Raw genomic sequence first — 16,613 nt, forward strand, 5'->3', positions numbered from 1 at the left:
TCACAATTCTTTCAAAGTAATCACACTTAATCTCGCTATATTAAATAAGTAGTTATTCATATAGGGAAGGTTAGGGGAACTGAAAGTATGAAAGTAAATCGTTCGCTTCATTACATTTTTTGGCGTTGGCATTTTTATGCTGGACTTTTTATTACGCCGCTTCTTATTACTTTGTCACTGAGCGGAATTGGGTATTTATTTCGGGAGGAAGTTGAAGATTTCATCTATAAAGATTTATATTTTGGAAAGAGCGCTCAAACAGAATCTATTTCGATGGCTGATTCTATTTCCTTAACAGAGAAAAAATATCCACATTATAGCGTGGCGAAAATTAGTGAGTTTAATGGGGATTATAATACGAGACTTACGATTGCAAATGAGTATACTGGGCAACAAAAATATGTGTATTTAGATAGTAATAATCAAATTGTTGAGGATCAAAACGCAAGTGAAACGTTTGCCAATATCATGCGGGAATTACATAGTTCTCTTTTAGTTGGTGGCACTGTCGTCAACTATACTGTAGAACTTGCGGCATGCTGGACAATCTTTTTAATTGTAACCGGATTGTACATGAGTATACGCCAATTCAAAAACACACCATCATCCAATAAGCGAGAAAAGGCAAAAAGACGTCATTCTATTATCGGTATTATATTTACAATTCCTCTCTTTCTGCTAATCGCATCTGGATTGCCATGGTCAGGATTTATGGGGAACCAAATTTATAAAATTGCATCTTCTAATGAATCACTCGGATATCCAAAATTGTACATGGCACCGCCTGAATCAAAGGTAAAAGAATTGCCGTGGGCAACAAGAAAAGAAGCTCCTCCTGAATCGAATTCAAATGAACCGAAAGCAATTTCTGTCGATGAATTACAAAAAGGAATTGAAATAAAGAAGCCATATGTTATTTCACTACCAGCTGATCCGAAAGGTGTATTCACTGTTTCGAAATCGAGCGGTTCTGGTATTACAGGGATGCATGTTGCACCAAATGAAGAGATAACAGCTTACTTTGATCAATATAGCGGGGAACTCATTTCAAAAACGGACTATCGTGATTATGGATTACTTGCACAATGGTTCACTTACGGTATCCCACTTCACGAAGGACATTTATTCGGATGGCCAAATAAAATATTATGCTTACTAACGACATTATCTCTATTACTTCTTATTTATTACGGAGTAAAAATGTGGTTAGCAAGAAAGCCAAAAGGAAAATTAGCAGCACCTCCAAAGCAAAGAGATAAGAAAAGCGTACTCGTTTTCTTTATCATGATGGTTATATTAGGCGCTTTCATGCCTTTATTCGGACTATCTGTTTTAGTTATTTTTGCGATTGAACTTCTCATATATGTATTTTCAAAAATACGATCATAATAAAAAGAAAACCACTCTACATGAGTGGTTTTCTTCATCACTGCGCCATTTTCTTTCGGTACATCTTCCCGTTCCAATAGAAGAATCTTGAAGTGAGGCCTCCGTACTTTACAATGCGCCGTGCCATTTTGTGCATATTCTTTTGTGCTGATACTTTTTGATCTGATAAATAAATACCAAGTAATCCTCGGCTTATAAGACGATGAAACTTCGCATGAGGCAAATCACCAATGCTCTTCTCTGCTTCTTCTACAAAGTGTTTCATACGATCTAATATAGCTTGCTCGTTTTCATAATAACTACAGAAATTCAAATCTCCGCCTATGCGGTCTTCTTCTTGATCGATGAAATAATCAAGTAAGATATGAAGTCCTTGTACGTAAGGAAAGTATCCTTGTCTAATTTTCGCAATATCTTCATCATGTAATTCATCATGAAATGCATATGCTACAAGGCAGAAAATTCCAAGCGTAGAACCGGCACATGCTGAAAATTCAAACCAGCTCATCTCAGGTAAGTTTTCTTTATGTGCTTCAAACCATGTTTTCAGGCGCGGTTCTCTCTCTTCTAACTTCACGTGTTTATGAATTTGTAAATCACAATAATAACAAGCAAGTTCATGCAGAACAGGAGCAATTTTTTCATAGTGCTTCGTTTTCTTTAAAACATCTTGGCACGTTTCAACAAGTTCATCTAAATAACCACCATCATCTTGATCATCACGATAACGATAATAATTACCGCCACCTTCCACTTCAGGTGATAGTGCCATTAACATTGATTCATGTAGAGCGGCAAAATCATTCGGATCAAGTGATGTACTGCGATCACATAAATTATCTAAATAGTCACTGATTGTTTGATACGCTACGATAAAACGAATACATTCCTCTCGGTGTTCATTTGCTAGCAGCGATAAAATGCCACCACCCTCACAATGAAACGTTTTATGCTCAATACTTGCGATTGCCTGACTATGAAGCTCATCATTCGGAATATGGTAGGCACGCTCTTTCCACATCGCTAGCTCATGGTGTACAACCGGAAACACATCACGGTATACTTTCGCCATGAGCGTTATGGGATTACTCGGTACGTTCACTTCTTCCTTCATCTCCTCTATTAAATGTACAAATAATGATTTATTTGTTTGTTTTTACTATATTATTGACATGCATTTCAGTAAATGACTGAATATAATTCAAAATTTCATCACGCTCATACTCATTTAATAACTCATGATAACAATTCGGCCATTCTTTATATGCCTTATCACTTATTTTAACATTATCAAACCACATGCGGACACGTGTTTTATCTACAAGTTTATCCTCACATGCTTGCATTAGCAAGAGCGGAACATCTGGAAAAGCATCTATTTTCTTATGAGCAATTTCAATAGACTTAATCAATTCACTATACCAACGCACTGATACTTTGCGCAAGAACAATGAATCATTCTCCATTGCATCTCTCACTTCATGATTCCTTGTTGACATTTCCACCGTAAGATTCGTTGCAAATTGCAATTTTGGAGCCACAACATTTAATATTTTTGCAGCAAATTGAAGCGGAGCAGAGGGCCCAGTCACTACCCCTAAACAAGGCGAACTCAAAATAATACCATCTACATCTTCTCTCTTCGTTTCTTGCATCATACGAATGACAATAAGACCACCCATACTATGACCGAATAGAAAAATAGGTAACCTATACTTTCTTGCTTCTTTCACCCATAATTTAACTTCCTCTATGTATTCATCAAACGAATCAATATGTCCTCTATTTCTTGAAGTCGTTCCATGTGACGGAAGGTCCCCCATCACGACGTGGTAGCCGAGATGATTCCACATTTCCGCAACGGCTTCGTAACGTCCGTGATATTCCATTGCGCCGTGCACGATAACAATGACAGCTTTCGCTTCCTCTGCTTCATAATTCCACATATGGACCTCCTCCATTTCACTCTTTCTCATAATTTGATACACTAAAACTAGTCTCTAGGAAAGGAAGACTTTACATGATATATCCTTACAAAGAAAAAAATCCGAAAATTGCGAGTAGTGCTTTTATCGCTGACTATGTTACGATTACAGGCGATGTTTCCGTTGGCGAGGAATCAAGTATTTGGTTTAATACAGTCATCCGTGGTGATGTGTCAGCAACAATCATTGGAGACCGAGTAAATGTACAAGACCAATGTACACTCCACCAAAGCCCTCAGTATCCTCTTATTTTAGAAGATGATGTTACAGTTGGGCATCAAGTTATTTTACATAGCTGTCATATTAAAAAGGATGCTTTAATTGGAATGGGATCCATTATATTAGATGGTGCTGAAATTGGCGAAGGAGCTTTTATCGGTGCCGGAAGCCTCGTTTCACAAGGAAAGAAAATTCCACCAAACACGTTAGCTTTCGGTCGTCCCGCGAAAGTCATTCGTGAATTAACAGAAGAAGACCGTAAAGATATGGAGCGTATTCGTACGCAATACGTTGAAAAAGGTCAATATTATAAATCATTACAGAAGTAAATTTCCGCTGCCATAAGATTGGCAGCTTTTTTTATATAAAATCTAACTTTTTCTTTACAAAATATTATTACTCCCTCAACAAAATCTTATTAAAATAAAAGCTAATATCTCCATATATATGTAAACGAGGGAGGAGAATTTTCATGAAGGTCAGTGGATTATATAAAATAGAATGTTACATTTTTAAAGGAATTAATCGCTACTTTGATCAAAAAACATTAAACATCTTTTTCAGCAATATTACCCATATCGGTGGTGCTACTTTCTCCATTGCACTTACACTTTTCTTTTTAATTTTTGCAAAAGGGACTTTACACCAAGCAGCAATCGCTACTGCTATTTCTTTAGCAATTAGCCATATTCCTGTACAAATATTAAAAAGGTGGTATCCACGAAAACGTCCTTATTTAACAATTCAGGATGCGAAATATCCAGTCCATCCATTAAAAGACCACTCTTTCCCGTCTGGTCATACAACAGCCGTTTTCTCTGTCTTCATTCCATTTATTTGCTATAATCCAAGCTTACTTGCTTTCCTATTACCGTTAGCATTATGCGTCGGTATTTCACGTATTTATTTAGGACTTCACTATCCGTCAGATGTGTTCGTCGGCATGTGCCTTGGCACTTGCTCTGGCATCATCTCTTTTTATCAATTCATCCCACTTTTCACATAAAGGAGTGATATGATGAGAGTCGCCATTTTTACCGATACTTTTACGCCACAAGTTAACGGGGTTGCGAAAACGTTAGAACGATTAACAAGTTACTTTCAGAAAGAACAGATCGCCTATTCTGTTTTCGCCCCTCAGCATACAGCTGAAGATAATTTCGTAGCTAATGTGAACAAGATGAGAAGTATCCCGTTAACAATATTATATCCAGAATGTCGCTTTTCTTTTCCTACTCCGCGTATTAAACGGGAACTTCATTCCTTTAAACCTGACATTATTCACATTGCCACACCTTTCAACATGGGACTTTGTGGACTGTATTACGCCAAAAAGTTAAACATCCCAGTTGTCGGTTCTTATCATACTGATTTCGATGCGTATTTACGCTATTACAAAATTGAATTTCTCTCCAATATGCTTTGGAACTATTTAAAATGGTTTCATAGTCATATGCAAAAAAATTTTGTTCCCTCCTCTGAAACATTACATCAATTAAAAAATAAAGGCTTTCAGGCCCTCTCCATTTGGGGACGTGGTGTAGATTGCACACTCTTTCATCCAGCTTACAATACAGACCTATTCCGAAAAAAATATAATATTACAGCGAAGTACGTTCTTTCCTATGTAGGACGAATTGCTCCTGAAAAAGATATTGATACGTTGCAAAACCTTATCGTTAAAACATCGCATACTCGAAACGACATTCATTGGCTCATCGCAGGAGACGGACCTCTAGCAACAAATTTGCGTGAAGCTGTTCCACAAACAAATGTCACTTTTACTGGCTATTTACAAAGTGCAGATTTAGCTGAAGCATATGCTTGTTCTAACATAATGGTATTTCCATCAGCTACTGAAACATTCGGAAATGTCGTACTTGAATCACTCGCATGCGGCACACCTGTCATTGGTGCAAATAGTGGCGGGGTTAAAAATATTATTACAGATGGAAAAACGGGAATTCTTTGTCCCCCTAAAAATGAGGATGCATTTCTATCATCCATTTATTCTTTATTGCAAAATAAAGAGCAACTTATACAAATGGGGATAACAGCTTCATCTTATGCGAAATCAAAAAGCTGGGATGAGATCTTTCGCGGCTTACTTAACCAGTATGAAGAAGTCCTTCAGCATAACACATCAGAGTTACTTGCTTAACTAGAAAAACTCCCTTCAAAAAACGAAGGGAGTTTATTACACACTTGTAAATTTTAGTTAAACTAATGATACATAAGGTGAAATATCATTTATTTCCATATTTATTATAGCAAAAACAAACATAACTAAACAGACTTGTAATAAAAACCCATAAAAATTAATATATGGTTATACACTATTTTAACTGTATAGTGATTTTAAGAAATTCCCCTTAAAATCAACTTACTCACATACCTTTATACAGTAATTGTTCCCCAATTTCTGTATACAAAAAAACCTTTCATTCATTTGAAAGGTCTTTTTGAGCCTGCACATATTCTTCTTTCGTATTCACATTTATAAACCAATCCGCATTCGCTTGTACATCTTCACCAACAATATACTTCACATTACATTGTGATAAAAGCTGCCCCATACTTCTTTTCTCTTCCTGAAGTAAAGCATAAATCTTTTCTTTCACGCGGTTATGATACGCTGCAAGTAGCGGCTGTTTTCTTCCATTAATAATAGGTACAACTGCATCATATTCATTGCTCGTTTGCTCCAGTAAAATGGTAAACCATTCATGCGAAACATTTGGCGCATCGCAAGGCATAATAGCATACCAATCTGCTTCTATGTATTCCATTCCTGATACAATACCGGCCAGCGGTCCATTCCCTTTATAGTGCGGGATATCTTCTATAACAGGAACTTGTACGAATTGCTCTACTCGCTCTTTTATATCAGAATGACTAATGACTACAACTTCTTGGAGCGCACTTGTCATCTCTTTCAAAATATGCTCAATAAAAGTACTACCTTGCCAGCTCGCTAACGCTTTCGGCTCACCAAATCTACTCGACATACCGCCCGCTAATACAATTCCAGCCCACCTACTCATTGGCGATGTAGCTCAAATGTAATATGGCCTAATTCCGGTAAAATTAATTTATTCATCGCAAGGCGAACCGCCCCGCTCGATCCTGGCATCGAGAAAACTACTTTGCGCCCAATTGTACCCCCAATCGCTCTACTTAACATTGCGCTGCTTCCGATATCTTCTAAATAACTAATCATGCGGAACAACTCACCAAACCCGACAATCTCTTTATCTAATAGAGCTGACACTGCTTCAATTGTTACATCACGCTTCGTAATACCAGTACCGCCATTTGTTAATACAACATCTACATCTTCCTTATGATAACCAGCTAACACTGCTTGCTGAATACTTTCTTTATCATCTTTTACAATTTCATAAGAGGTTACTGTATGGCCCGCTTCTTTTAACAATTCATGTAATAGTTGTCCGCTCTTATCCGTTTCTTCCGTACGTGTATCGGAAATCGTAACAATCTTGCAACGCACTTCTTTTGGAGCTTGTTTTTTATGTTCAGTTACACTCATTTTTTATCTTTCCTTTCTTAAAGACTTTTCTTCATTTTATCATACATATCTTTACACAATTATGTATGAAGCCAATCATGCGCCATGATACAATATAAGTATACTAATCCACAAAAAGGAAAGTGCACTTTCTTATACTCCTAGACTACACATCTTTAGTTACTCTTTATATTTTCTACATAATAGAATTCAATTTTAAAACTTGTACTAAAAAATAAATTGGAGGTCTACATAGTATGGAACTTTATAAAAAATTAACAACAACATTCATCCTCTTATTCGTCGCTTCAATCACTGTCGGCTTTTCCTTAAAAGGCGCAATTCCATACGCTACATTAGTAAGCATTATATTCGCGACACTATTTTTACTAAGCAGTGCCTTTTGCGCAGGTAAAGCACGTCAAATGAACGGTTGATTACATATGTTCCAGAAGAAACCCACCCTTTGTAAATCATATAAAAAGGAAATACAAACGTATGAAAAGGCTTGGATTCATATGCCATTTCCAGCAAGTGGCATGACTAATATGAAAAAGTATATTGAGCTAGATGGAGAAGTATATTGTAGTTCATGTATTCAAATTGTAAGTAAAACGAAATAAAAAAAGCTTTGCGCTCACCGCGCAAAGCTTTTTTTCATATATTATAGACCAGCTTGCTCTTTTAAAGCTGCAGCTTTGTCTGTACGTTCCCATGAAAGATCTACATCAGTACGTCCGAAGTGGCCGTAAGCTGCTGTTTGTTTGTAAATTGGGCGACGTAAGTCTAGCATTTTAATAATACCAGCTGGGCGAAGATCGAAGTTGTTACGAACTAGTTCTACTAGTACGTCTTCAGATACTTTACCTGTGCCGAATGTATCAACTGAAATTGATACTGGTTGTGCTACACCGATTGCGTATGCAAGTTGTACTTCTGCTTTGTCAGCAAGACCAGCTGCTACGATGTTTTTCGCAACATAACGAGCTGCATATGCTGCTGAACGGTCAACTTTTGTTGCATCTTTACCAGAGAATGCACCGCCGCCATGGCGAGCATATCCACCGTAAGTATCAACGATGATTTTACGTCCTGTTAAACCAGCATCACCTTGTGGTCCACCAATTACGAAGCGGCCAGTTGGATTAATGAAGAATTTCGTTTCTCCATCCATTAATTCTGCTGGTACTACAGCTTTAATTACGTGCTCTTTTAAGTCGCGATCGATTTCTTCCCATGTAACATCTGGGTGATGTTGTGTAGAAATTACGATAGTATCAACACGTACTGGTTTACCATTTTCATCATACTCAACTGTAACTTGCGTTTTTCCATCTGGACGTAAGTATGACAATGTATCATCTTTACGTACTTCAGTTAAACGGCGAGCTAATTTGTGAGCAAGCGAGATTGGAAGTGGCATTAATTCTTGTGTTTCATTACATGCAAAACCAAACATTAAACCTTGGTCTCCTGCACCAATTGCCTCAATCTCAGCGTCAGTCATTTGACCTTCGCGTGCTTCTAGCGCTTGGTCAACACCCATAGCGATGTCAGCAGACTGCTCATCGATAGATGTTAAAACAGCACAAGTTTCTGCATCGAATCCGTATTTTGCGCGTGTGTAACCAATGCCTTGAATTGTTTCACGAACGATTTTCGGAATATCTACGTAAGTAGAAGTCGTAATTTCCCCCGCTACCAATACTAAACCAGTTGTTACAGTTGTTTCACAAGCTACACGTGCATTTGCGTCTTTTGATAAGATCGCATCTAAAATTGAATCAGAAATTTGGTCACAAATTTTATCTGGATGTCCTTCAGTTACAGACTCAGATGTGAACAGATGACGTTTTTTTGTCATGTGGTAAACCTCCCTACAGTAATTGTATATATTGTACGGAACTCATCCTTAATTTGCCACAAACTGCGACATACATTTATTCTCCCACACAAGCATACAGAAAAACCTTTCCTACTTTACATAGAGGAAAGGTTTAATTTGCTACTTGCATACTGCTTTTTGCCCTTCGCTCTTATCGTTCGAGACCTGTAGCCTCGCACAGGTTTTAGCACCTATTCACCTGCATTTATCAATACAAGTGAGGTTGCTGGGCTTCATCGGGCCTGTCCCTCCGCCAGCTCGGGATAAGAGAGTATCCGTCCCAACCTATACTAAAGAAATGATATTCATTTGTCAATTAATATTCACATTTTCCTGAAAGTTTTTCTCAATACGCCTAAAATGAAATATTAATAGGGAAATAATACATTCACACAAACAAAAAGAAATAAATAGTATACATTATTTATATAATTGTGTTATACTCTTGTTGGGGATTACGAGAAATATTTCATTAAATGAAAAGGATGGTATATAAATATGAGTACTGTGAATGTCCAAATTGGTTTACACGAATTATTGAACGGAAGCAATGCACAGATTCAACTAAGTGTTCCGCAATTAGTGGAAAAAGTATTAATGCGAAATGAAGGGAAATTAACTTCTACTGGTGCCGTTTCTGCTTCAACAGGAAAATATACAGGACGTTCTCCTAAAGATAAATTTATTGTGAAAGAAGCATCGGTTGCTGACAAAATTGCTTGGGGAGCTGTGAACCAACCGATTTCTGAAGAACATTTTAATAAATTATATACTAAAGTTTTAGAATACTTAAAAGAAAAAGAAGAGTTATTCGTCTTCAAAGGATTTGCAGGCGCTGACCGCAATTACCGCCTACCAATTCAAGTTATTAATGAATATGCATGGCACAATTTATTTGTACATCAATTATTCATTCGTCCAACTGAAGAAGAATTAACAACTCATGAGTCAGGGTTCACAATTGTTTCTGCACCGAATTTCAAAGCTGATCCAGCTGTTGACGGTACAAACTCTGAAGCATTCATTATGGTTTCATTCGAAAAACGTATTGTACTAATTGGTGGTACAGAATACGCTGGAGAAATGAAAAAATCAATCTTCTCTATTATGAACTTCTTACTACCTGAACAAGATATTCTTTCTATGCATTGCTCTGCAAACGTAGGTGAAGAAGGTGACGTAGCACTATTCTTCGGTTTATCTGGAACAGGTAAAACAACCTTATCTGCTGATCCAAACCGTAAATTAATCGGTGATGATGAGCACGGTTGGTCTGATAACGGTGTATTCAATATTGAAGGCGGTTGCTATGCAAAATGTGTAAACCTTTCTCACGAGAAAGAACCACAAATTTTCGATGCAATCAAATTCGGATCTGTTTTAGAAAACGTTATCATTAATAACCAAACGCGTATCGCAGACTACAACGATACTACTTTAACAGAAAATACTCGTGCTGCATACCCTATGCATGCGATCGACAATATCGTACTGCCAAGTGTTGCTGGACACCCAAATACTATTATTTTCTTAACTGCTGATGCATCTGGCGTATTGCCTCCAATCAGTAAGTTATCAAAAGAGCAAGCTATGTATCATTTCTTAAGTGGTTACACTAGTAAACTAGCAGGAACAGAGCGCGGTGTTACATCTCCGCAAGCTACATTCTCAACTTGCTTCGGTTCACCATTCTTACCACTTGATGCATCTCGCTACGCTGAAATGCTTGGTGAAAAAATCGAGAAACACGATGCGAAAGTATTCCTAGTAAACACTGGCTGGACTGGCGGCGAATACGGCGTTGGTAAACGTATGAACTTAGGTTATACTCGTGCAATGATTCAAGCAGCATTAAGCGGTGAACTTGCAAAAACTGAAACAGCTAAACATGACATCTTCGGTCTTGAAGTTCCACTTCACGTACCAGGTGTACCTGACGAAGTGTTAATGCCTGAACAAACTTGGGCTGATAAAGCTGCTTACAAAGCAAAAGCAATCGAGCTTGCAAATGAATTCAAAGAGAACTTCAAAAAGTTCGAAAGCGTTTCTGAAGATATTATTAACTTAGGCGGCCCAATCGCTTAAATTAACACTTTCTGTTGGAATAACCCTTTACTCATATGAATAAGTGTCGTGTAACCGTAAAGTTTCGCGTACTCACCGACAAAACCCAATGCGGCTTAACGGTTACACACACTTACATAAAAAAGAAGCTTACGTTTTTACGTAAGCTTCTTTTTATATCTTATATAAAGTGCAACGTTAATCTCTTCATCTGTGACTTAGTTCAATAAATTACAGAAAATTCATTTTATACTCATTCATTTTTAGTTTTTTATGATACAATTTACATATACAGGAAAGGGTGAAGCCTATGAAAAATTTTTCTCGTGCAGGAAAAATTTTATTCATTTACGGAGCGATCCAAATTTTTTGGGGACTTGTAATGCTTAACGTTAATTTATTTGAGCATACAAGTGAAACGATAAAATATATTATTCTAATTATCGGAATAATTTGTTGTATTATATCCAAATTTTTTAAAGAACATAAAAGTCCTACTAATACGTGATTTCATGTTAACTTATTAGAAGCAGAAACCTGCATTTCAGGCAAAGTTTCGCTTCCTGTTGTACTATCCATCACTGAATCACTTATCCCAGAGTAAACCTATTTCCACAGGGACAAATCACGGTTTCGAACATATAAATTATATCCCTACTCATTACATCTCTCTGGTTTCACATCGCATGAGGCTAAAAGAGGCTCTGACCGCTTCTATCCCTCACTGGATCCTCTATTCCATCCAAAAGAGGTTTTTTATCTTTTTATCTTTTTTAGCTCTTCGTTAATTCTTTCTCATCTTTCATGCTATAGTATCCTAAATTCACAACGATTAAGAAATAACCACCCATAATCCCTACTGCAAATGCCCACATAACCATGTGGTGCTCAATTTCGTACATAATAATAGCACCCAAAATGGCAGCTGCAAAACGGTTAAACATACCGAGTGTCGGTGCTTTCGTCTTCTTTACAATACTATCTCCAAGCTTCTCAATTCTTCTCCCTAAAAGCCAAACGCAATACATACTTACAATAAGCCCAATTCCAGCGCCTAAAAAGTGTGCTGAAAACGGTGTTAACATCCAACCTAGTAACAAAATACCTAGTATATAATACGATTGGATTTTAAATGATCTTAGTGACATACTAATCATGCTGTACCTCTCTTCATTCGTTCTTATCTATTCAACAAAAAATTTCTTTCAAATTCATATTCCTTACATCCATTTCACTCAAATTAAAAACAACATAAACCGTATGTTTATGTTGTTTAAATGTTTTTAGGAAATAATATTATACAAGATTTCGAACATCATATTCTCATATTTTGTGACGGTTTTCCAAACTTTTTTCGTCCATTTATGAAAAAAATGATATCAATCTATGAACATACGGATATGATGTAATAAGCACACAAATAAAGGGGGCGTCTAATGATTTATTTTTTAATGGCTCTCATTCACCTCATTATCCCTGCACTTATCGGACTTTCATTGTATTGGTACACGAAAAACCATAGCATTTTTTACGCTGTCCTCGGTGTTCTTCTTCCAGGTATTATTCTTATTACACTCTTCCGTATTCCATTTTTAAACTTAATTCCACTTATTACTGCTATCTTATTTCTCATCTTCTTACCAAAAATAAAAAAATAGGAAAGCAGATCATAGGTGATCTGTTTTCCTATTTTGATATAGGTTCCCCCGCAGTAGAATGAACTTTTACTTTCTCTGATTTCACAAACCATAGACCGAAAAAAATAATAATTCCACCGATGATTTGTTGAAACGATACATATTCATTTGCCCAGATAGCTGCAAATAAAACAGCTACAAGCGGCGTTATATACATATATACCATCGTATGTGACGCCCCAATTTTTTGAACACCAACATACCACATGACTAAGCCGAATACTGTTACAAAGAAAATGGAATATAGTAAGGCGAATAGTGTCATTCCGTGTGTAATGTGAAATGGCATTATAAATACATATGGTCCACTTAACAATAAAAGCGGAATCGCGCCAACTAAGGCTGACCATGCGGTAACACGTAGTGCTGAATATTTTTTAATTAATGGTCCTGCTAAAACAGGATAAAGCCCCCAGCATATTGATGTAATAAGTCCAATTCCATTGCCATAAAAAGAACTAGCAAGTGAATGTCCTGCTACTAAAACTAATGCTGCACCACTAAAGGCAATGATAGAACCTATGAGCTTTCGAGAAGAAAACTTTTCTTGTTTCAGAAAAATCGCAAATACAGTTGTAAAAATAGGTGAAATAGAAATGAGTAAAGAGGCATTTGTAGCGGATGTATATTTGACAGTTTCCATAAATAACGTTTGATACAGTACAATACCTACAACGCTAACGATGATTAATCTAGGTATATCCTTTCGCTCCATATAAACCGACTTTTCAATAAAAAAAGTAAGAAGTAACAGGAGCGGTGCCGCCGCCATCATACGAAGTGCGGTAAACTCAATTGTTGTAAATTCTAAAAGTCCATACTTCGCAATTGTATAGTTAATCCCCCAAATAATAACAACACTTAAAATTAATAACTCAATTCCCCATCTTCTCATGCGTATCCCCTCCGCAAAGAAAATTATACAGAAAATTCAATCATGTGTACATTTCATTATGTGAAAAAACTTTTTATTATATGAAACGTTTTGGTAAATGAAATTATATTGGCGCAACTCCATTTATATCGGCGACTTCCCAAATATATCGACTTATAAAATAAAAAAAGGTGATTCCAAAATACATTTTGGAATCACCTTTCCTTTACTATACTCGAACGTGTAATTTCATATTTGGATTATAAAACTGGCTTGGGCTCTTCAACTGAAAAGTTCCTCCACTTTCATGCCAATCAACCGTTAACTTATCGTCCATAAATACAAGCTTTGTACGATCAGCGATAAAATTCATTGTGCTTGATTCAATATCCACATCGCGCTCATCTTTCTCTGCTACAGCTACTAAATCGATGATTCCGCTCATGACACAACCGCAACCCTCATTATCGTAAAATAACTTTATATATTTCGCTTCACTTGGAATCGTATCCATAATCTTTTTATATGCTGCTTCTGTTACAGTAACGTACATATGTTAATCTTCATCCTCTCTTCTCTTATCATTCATATATTGTATCACCATTTTTCTTAAAATTTATATACAGAAAATTAAGACTAATATACAATGTATGTGATAAAGTTTCAGCAATCGAGCTTTTATGAGTAGTTCATGCAGGAGAAAGGAGGTTTGCTATCCGTGTTCAAACTACAACGATATCCTATTTTATTAAGTCTATTTGGTAGTTTCTTCATTTCTAGCGAAATGCTATTACAGCATGTACTTCCCTATTCTCCTTCTATCGGCTGGATTCTAGGCTTTATTTGTTTCCTATCGCTTCTTATTTCGCTACGAAGAATACAAACAACTCATAAAGCAAGAATCATCTTAAGGAGGATTATTAAACATGCCAGCCTTAAAAAAAATAGAGCAATCACTCGATCACTTATTTCAAATTGAAAAATACGGAAAAGATAGTGCCTTTAGTCGATTTATCCCAGCCGTATATGATTCTATCAAATTTCCTTGGCAACAATTTTTCGAAGCAAATTTTGTAGATTTATTTAACGGCCTTATGATGCACGGATCTGAAAATGTAAACAAAGTATTTTTAGCTGTATTCCCTACAGATAACGTTCTTGAAACATTCATTTCACAATCCACACCCGGTGATTTACTCTTTATGCACCATCCCCTTGTAATGGAGTGCGGTGATCCAATTGGAAGATCTGGCCGCGGTTTCATACCAATTCCTGAAAAATATTTGCAAGGAATAAAAGAAAAACAACTTTCTATATATACATGTCACGTACCAATGGATTTTCATCAAACACATGGAACGAGTATTTCAATTGCAAAAGCATTAACCGCTACTGTAGTGGACGACTTTGCATATGGAGGTCCAGAACAAGAAGCAGTTGGCCTTATTTGTGAAATAGATGAAACATCAACAGAAGCACTCCAAAAACATCTAAAACAACTCTTCCAGATTCCTTACACAGACTTCGAAGGTAAACGACATGATTCCATCAAAAAAATCGCAATTATCGCTGGATGTGGCGATGTTGTATCTTTAATGAAGGAAGCAGAAAAAAAAGGTGCCGAAGCATATATTACAGGAGAAATCCATTGCCATATCGACAATGATTACGGGCGACATAAATACTCGCTCATTATGGATTATGTAAAAGAAACAAATATGTCTCTAATTGGGGTGTCACACTCTGCCTCTGAATATTTAGTGAAAGAGACATTGATGTATGATTGGTTTAAAGAGAATTTTGATGTGGATGTTATTTTGCTTCCTCAGGAGAAATGGTGGCTCTAACACTACTTAATTCTTCTACCGCTATTTTTGAAATCTAGACACAAAATACGATCAGCCACACAAAAATATAGAATCCGTAATATACATATAGTAGTTCTATTTTTAAAACTAGATTTTCAAAATATAGAAAGGAGAACGTACATGTATCAACGTAATTGTTTTAGTTGCGATGGCAGACGCAATAGTGGTGGTTCTAACGGAAACACTGGGCCCACTGGTAGCACCGGGGCTACCGGAAGTACTGGACCTTCCGGGCCTACTGGGGCTACCGGACCTACTGGTAGTGCTGGACCTTCCGGAGCTGGTTTCCAAAGTACTACCACCTTCAGTCTAGCAGCGGCCCCCAACTATAAAAAAGGACAAGTTGTCACTTATACGGGCAGTGGCTATGTTGTAAAAAAGGATGCACCTCAAGGATTTCCAAATGTATCTCCGGATTATATCATATTAGTAGAAAGTGGACCTACCGGTAGTACCGGACCTACGGGGAACACCGGACCCATGGGATCTGCCGGTAGTGCTTCAGCAAAAAGTATTGTTTTTCAAGGAACAAATGCTGGTTTTCAACGTATAGCGGGTTCTCCTGGAATTGACTCCAATGTTATTCCATATGTCACTGCTGGAGCCGGTAGTATTGTCGGCTTTTCTGCGTCTATAAATATAAATAATTTACCTGCTGCTATTTATACGATTAATATTTGCAGAAATGTCCCAACAAATCTCACAACCCCTTCTTCTAGCTACATCCTATCTACTATTACCTTAACTACTACTGACAAAATTACCGGAACTATGGTATTTTCCATTAAACCAACGGATAGCGGAGCAGGACAAATTCAAGTATTTAATCCTTCTCCGGCAGTAGGTCCCGCTAATGTAACTTGGACTAGCATTACAACTGGAAACCCAGTTGCAAGAGGAGATGCTATATCCCTTTATATTACCCCTGGAATTACTGCAAGTGCTGTATATTCTATTTTTCTCATTACTGATATATAGCAATTCATTCCATAAAAAAAGACCCGAGATTCGGGTCAACAAATAGAAATATAAATGAACTACAACAAATAACAGACAAAGCCATTATATATTTTTCATAGTAAAACATCCATTATTTTCTTTTT

Annotated in this window: 19 protein-coding genes and 1 riboswitch; of the genes, 11 read left to right on the plus strand and 8 right to left on the minus strand. The window is 36.8% G+C overall.

The genetic code is table 11. The features are described 5' to 3' along the window. Nucleotides 1-87 precede the first annotated feature (87 nt). Entirely contained in the window at nucleotides 88-1,389 is a 1,302-nt protein-coding gene (locus DN403_RS01925) for a PepSY-associated TM helix domain-containing protein (protein WP_149185280.1), read from the plus strand. A gap of 37 nt (nucleotides 1,390-1,426) precedes the next feature. Here the strand turns inward: DN403_RS01925 and DN403_RS01930 are convergent, their stop codons facing one another. Further along, nucleotides 1,427-2,491, minus strand: a complete 1,065-nt coding sequence (locus DN403_RS01930) for a tetraprenyl-beta-curcumene synthase family protein (RefSeq protein ID WP_001102476.1) — start codon at nucleotides 2,489-2,491, stop codon at nucleotides 1,427-1,429. Nucleotides 2,492-2,531: 40 nt separating this feature from the next. Continuing rightward, nucleotides 2,532-3,335 carry an alpha/beta hydrolase gene (locus tag DN403_RS01935; protein WP_000267427.1) on the minus strand — a complete coding sequence of 268 codons (804 nt, stop codon included), beginning with the start codon at nucleotides 3,333-3,335 and terminating at the stop codon, nucleotides 2,532-2,534. Between the two features lie 74 nt (nucleotides 3,336-3,409). Between DN403_RS01935 and DN403_RS01940 the strand changes: the two genes are divergently transcribed. The 3 genes from DN403_RS01940 to DN403_RS01950 all read left to right on the plus strand — a co-directional run bounded on the left by DN403_RS01940 (nucleotide 3,410) and on the right by DN403_RS01950 (nucleotide 5,754). Then, nucleotides 3,410-3,922, plus strand: coding sequence for a gamma carbonic anhydrase (locus DN403_RS01940; RefSeq protein ID WP_000640205.1), 513 nt, complete (start codon nucleotides 3,410-3,412; stop codon nucleotides 3,920-3,922). A gap of 143 nt (nucleotides 3,923-4,065) precedes the next feature. Further along, nucleotides 4,066-4,599, plus strand: a complete 534-nt coding sequence (locus DN403_RS01945) for a phosphatase PAP2 family protein (RefSeq protein ID WP_000868582.1) — start codon at nucleotides 4,066-4,068, stop codon at nucleotides 4,597-4,599. A 12-nt stretch (nucleotides 4,600-4,611) separates the two neighbouring features. Next, nucleotides 4,612-5,754 carry a glycosyltransferase family 4 protein gene (locus DN403_RS01950; RefSeq protein WP_016077183.1) on the plus strand — a complete coding sequence of 381 codons (1,143 nt, stop codon included), beginning with the start codon at nucleotides 4,612-4,614 and terminating at the stop codon, nucleotides 5,752-5,754. A gap of 280 nt (nucleotides 5,755-6,034) precedes the next feature. On the opposite strand, the gene DN403_RS01955 is transcribed toward DN403_RS01950, so the two are convergent. Both DN403_RS01955 and DN403_RS01960 read right to left on the minus strand, forming a co-directional pair. After that, on the minus strand, nucleotides 6,035-6,637 hold the full coding sequence (locus DN403_RS01955; RefSeq protein WP_016077182.1) for a molybdenum cofactor guanylyltransferase: 603 nt from the start codon (nucleotides 6,635-6,637) through the stop codon (nucleotides 6,035-6,037). Continuing rightward, entirely contained in the window at nucleotides 6,634-7,143 is a 510-nt protein-coding gene (locus DN403_RS01960; protein WP_000117130.1) for a MogA/MoaB family molybdenum cofactor biosynthesis protein, read from the minus strand. The genes DN403_RS01955 and DN403_RS01960 overlap by 4 nt, the downstream gene beginning before the upstream one ends. 236 nt (nucleotides 7,144-7,379) lie before the next feature. Here DN403_RS01960 and DN403_RS01965 point away from each other — a divergent pair, with 236 nt between their 5' ends. Both DN403_RS01965 and DN403_RS01970 read left to right on the plus strand, forming a co-directional pair. After that, the gene (locus tag DN403_RS01965; RefSeq protein ID WP_000424807.1) at nucleotides 7,380-7,559 is read left to right on the plus strand and encodes a hypothetical protein; all 180 of its coding nucleotides are present in this window, start codon (nucleotides 7,380-7,382) and stop codon (nucleotides 7,557-7,559) included. Nucleotides 7,560-7,565: 6 nt separating this feature from the next. Then, nucleotides 7,566-7,745: a hypothetical protein gene (locus DN403_RS01970; protein ID WP_000486788.1), complete on the plus strand. Its 180-nt coding sequence runs from the start codon at nucleotides 7,566-7,568 to the stop codon at nucleotides 7,743-7,745. 41 nt (nucleotides 7,746-7,786) lie between these two features. On the opposite strand, the gene metK is transcribed toward DN403_RS01970, so the two are convergent. Next, on the minus strand, nucleotides 7,787-8,986 hold the full coding sequence (metK, locus tag DN403_RS01975; RefSeq protein ID WP_000163117.1) for a methionine adenosyltransferase: 1,200 nt from the start codon (nucleotides 8,984-8,986) through the stop codon (nucleotides 7,787-7,789). A 169-nt stretch (nucleotides 8,987-9,155) separates the two neighbouring features. Further along, nucleotides 9,156-9,277: riboswitch (SAM riboswitch) on the minus strand. A 228-nt stretch (nucleotides 9,278-9,505) separates the two neighbouring features. Here metK and pckA point away from each other — a divergent pair. Both pckA and DN403_RS01985 read left to right on the plus strand, forming a co-directional pair. Then, nucleotides 9,506-11,092 carry a phosphoenolpyruvate carboxykinase (ATP) gene (gene pckA, locus DN403_RS01980; protein ID WP_000108813.1) on the plus strand — a complete coding sequence of 529 codons (1,587 nt, stop codon included), beginning with the start codon at nucleotides 9,506-9,508 and terminating at the stop codon, nucleotides 11,090-11,092. A 289-nt stretch (nucleotides 11,093-11,381) separates the two neighbouring features. After that, nucleotides 11,382-11,579, plus strand: a complete 198-nt coding sequence (locus DN403_RS01985; RefSeq protein ID WP_000788101.1) for a hypothetical protein — start codon at nucleotides 11,382-11,384, stop codon at nucleotides 11,577-11,579. 265 nt (nucleotides 11,580-11,844) lie between these two features. Here the strand turns inward: DN403_RS01985 and DN403_RS01990 are convergent, their stop codons facing one another. Then, the gene (locus DN403_RS01990; protein WP_000624926.1) at nucleotides 11,845-12,228 is read right to left on the minus strand and encodes an ATP synthase subunit I; all 384 of its coding nucleotides are present in this window, start codon (nucleotides 12,226-12,228) and stop codon (nucleotides 11,845-11,847) included. A gap of 279 nt (nucleotides 12,229-12,507) precedes the next feature. Here DN403_RS01990 and DN403_RS01995 point away from each other — a divergent pair, with 279 nt between their 5' ends. Next, a complete protein-coding gene (locus tag DN403_RS01995; RefSeq protein ID WP_000639042.1) occupies nucleotides 12,508-12,729 on the plus strand; it encodes a hypothetical protein in 222 nt (73 codons plus the stop codon). Between the two features lie 28 nt (nucleotides 12,730-12,757). On the opposite strand, the gene DN403_RS02000 is transcribed toward DN403_RS01995, so the two are convergent. Together DN403_RS02000 and DN403_RS02005 are read right to left on the minus strand one after the other, a co-directional pair. After that, entirely contained in the window at nucleotides 12,758-13,663 is a 906-nt protein-coding gene (locus DN403_RS02000) for a DMT family transporter (RefSeq protein ID WP_001255421.1), read from the minus strand. Nucleotides 13,664-13,871: 208 nt separating this feature from the next. Then, a complete protein-coding gene (locus DN403_RS02005) occupies nucleotides 13,872-14,195 on the minus strand; it encodes an iron-sulfur cluster biosynthesis family protein (protein WP_000289572.1) in 324 nt (107 codons plus the stop codon). A 373-nt stretch (nucleotides 14,196-14,568) separates the two neighbouring features. Here DN403_RS02005 and DN403_RS02010 point away from each other — a divergent pair, with 373 nt between their 5' ends. Together DN403_RS02010 and DN403_RS02015 are read left to right on the plus strand one after the other, a co-directional pair. After that, nucleotides 14,569-15,489, plus strand: a complete 921-nt coding sequence (locus DN403_RS02010) for a Nif3-like dinuclear metal center hexameric protein (protein WP_149185281.1) — start codon at nucleotides 14,569-14,571, stop codon at nucleotides 15,487-15,489. 141 nt (nucleotides 15,490-15,630) lie between these two features. Beyond that, nucleotides 15,631-16,488 (plus strand): collagen-like domain-containing protein, encoded by an 858-nt coding sequence (locus DN403_RS02015; protein WP_074790622.1) that lies wholly within the window; start codon nucleotides 15,631-15,633, stop codon nucleotides 16,486-16,488. Nucleotides 16,489-16,613 lie beyond the last annotated feature (125 nt).

The organism is Bacillus sp. AY2-1 (assembly GCF_008368965.1).
Classification (GTDB): Bacteria; Bacillota; Bacilli; order Bacillales; family Bacillaceae_G; genus Bacillus_A; species Bacillus_A thuringiensis_S.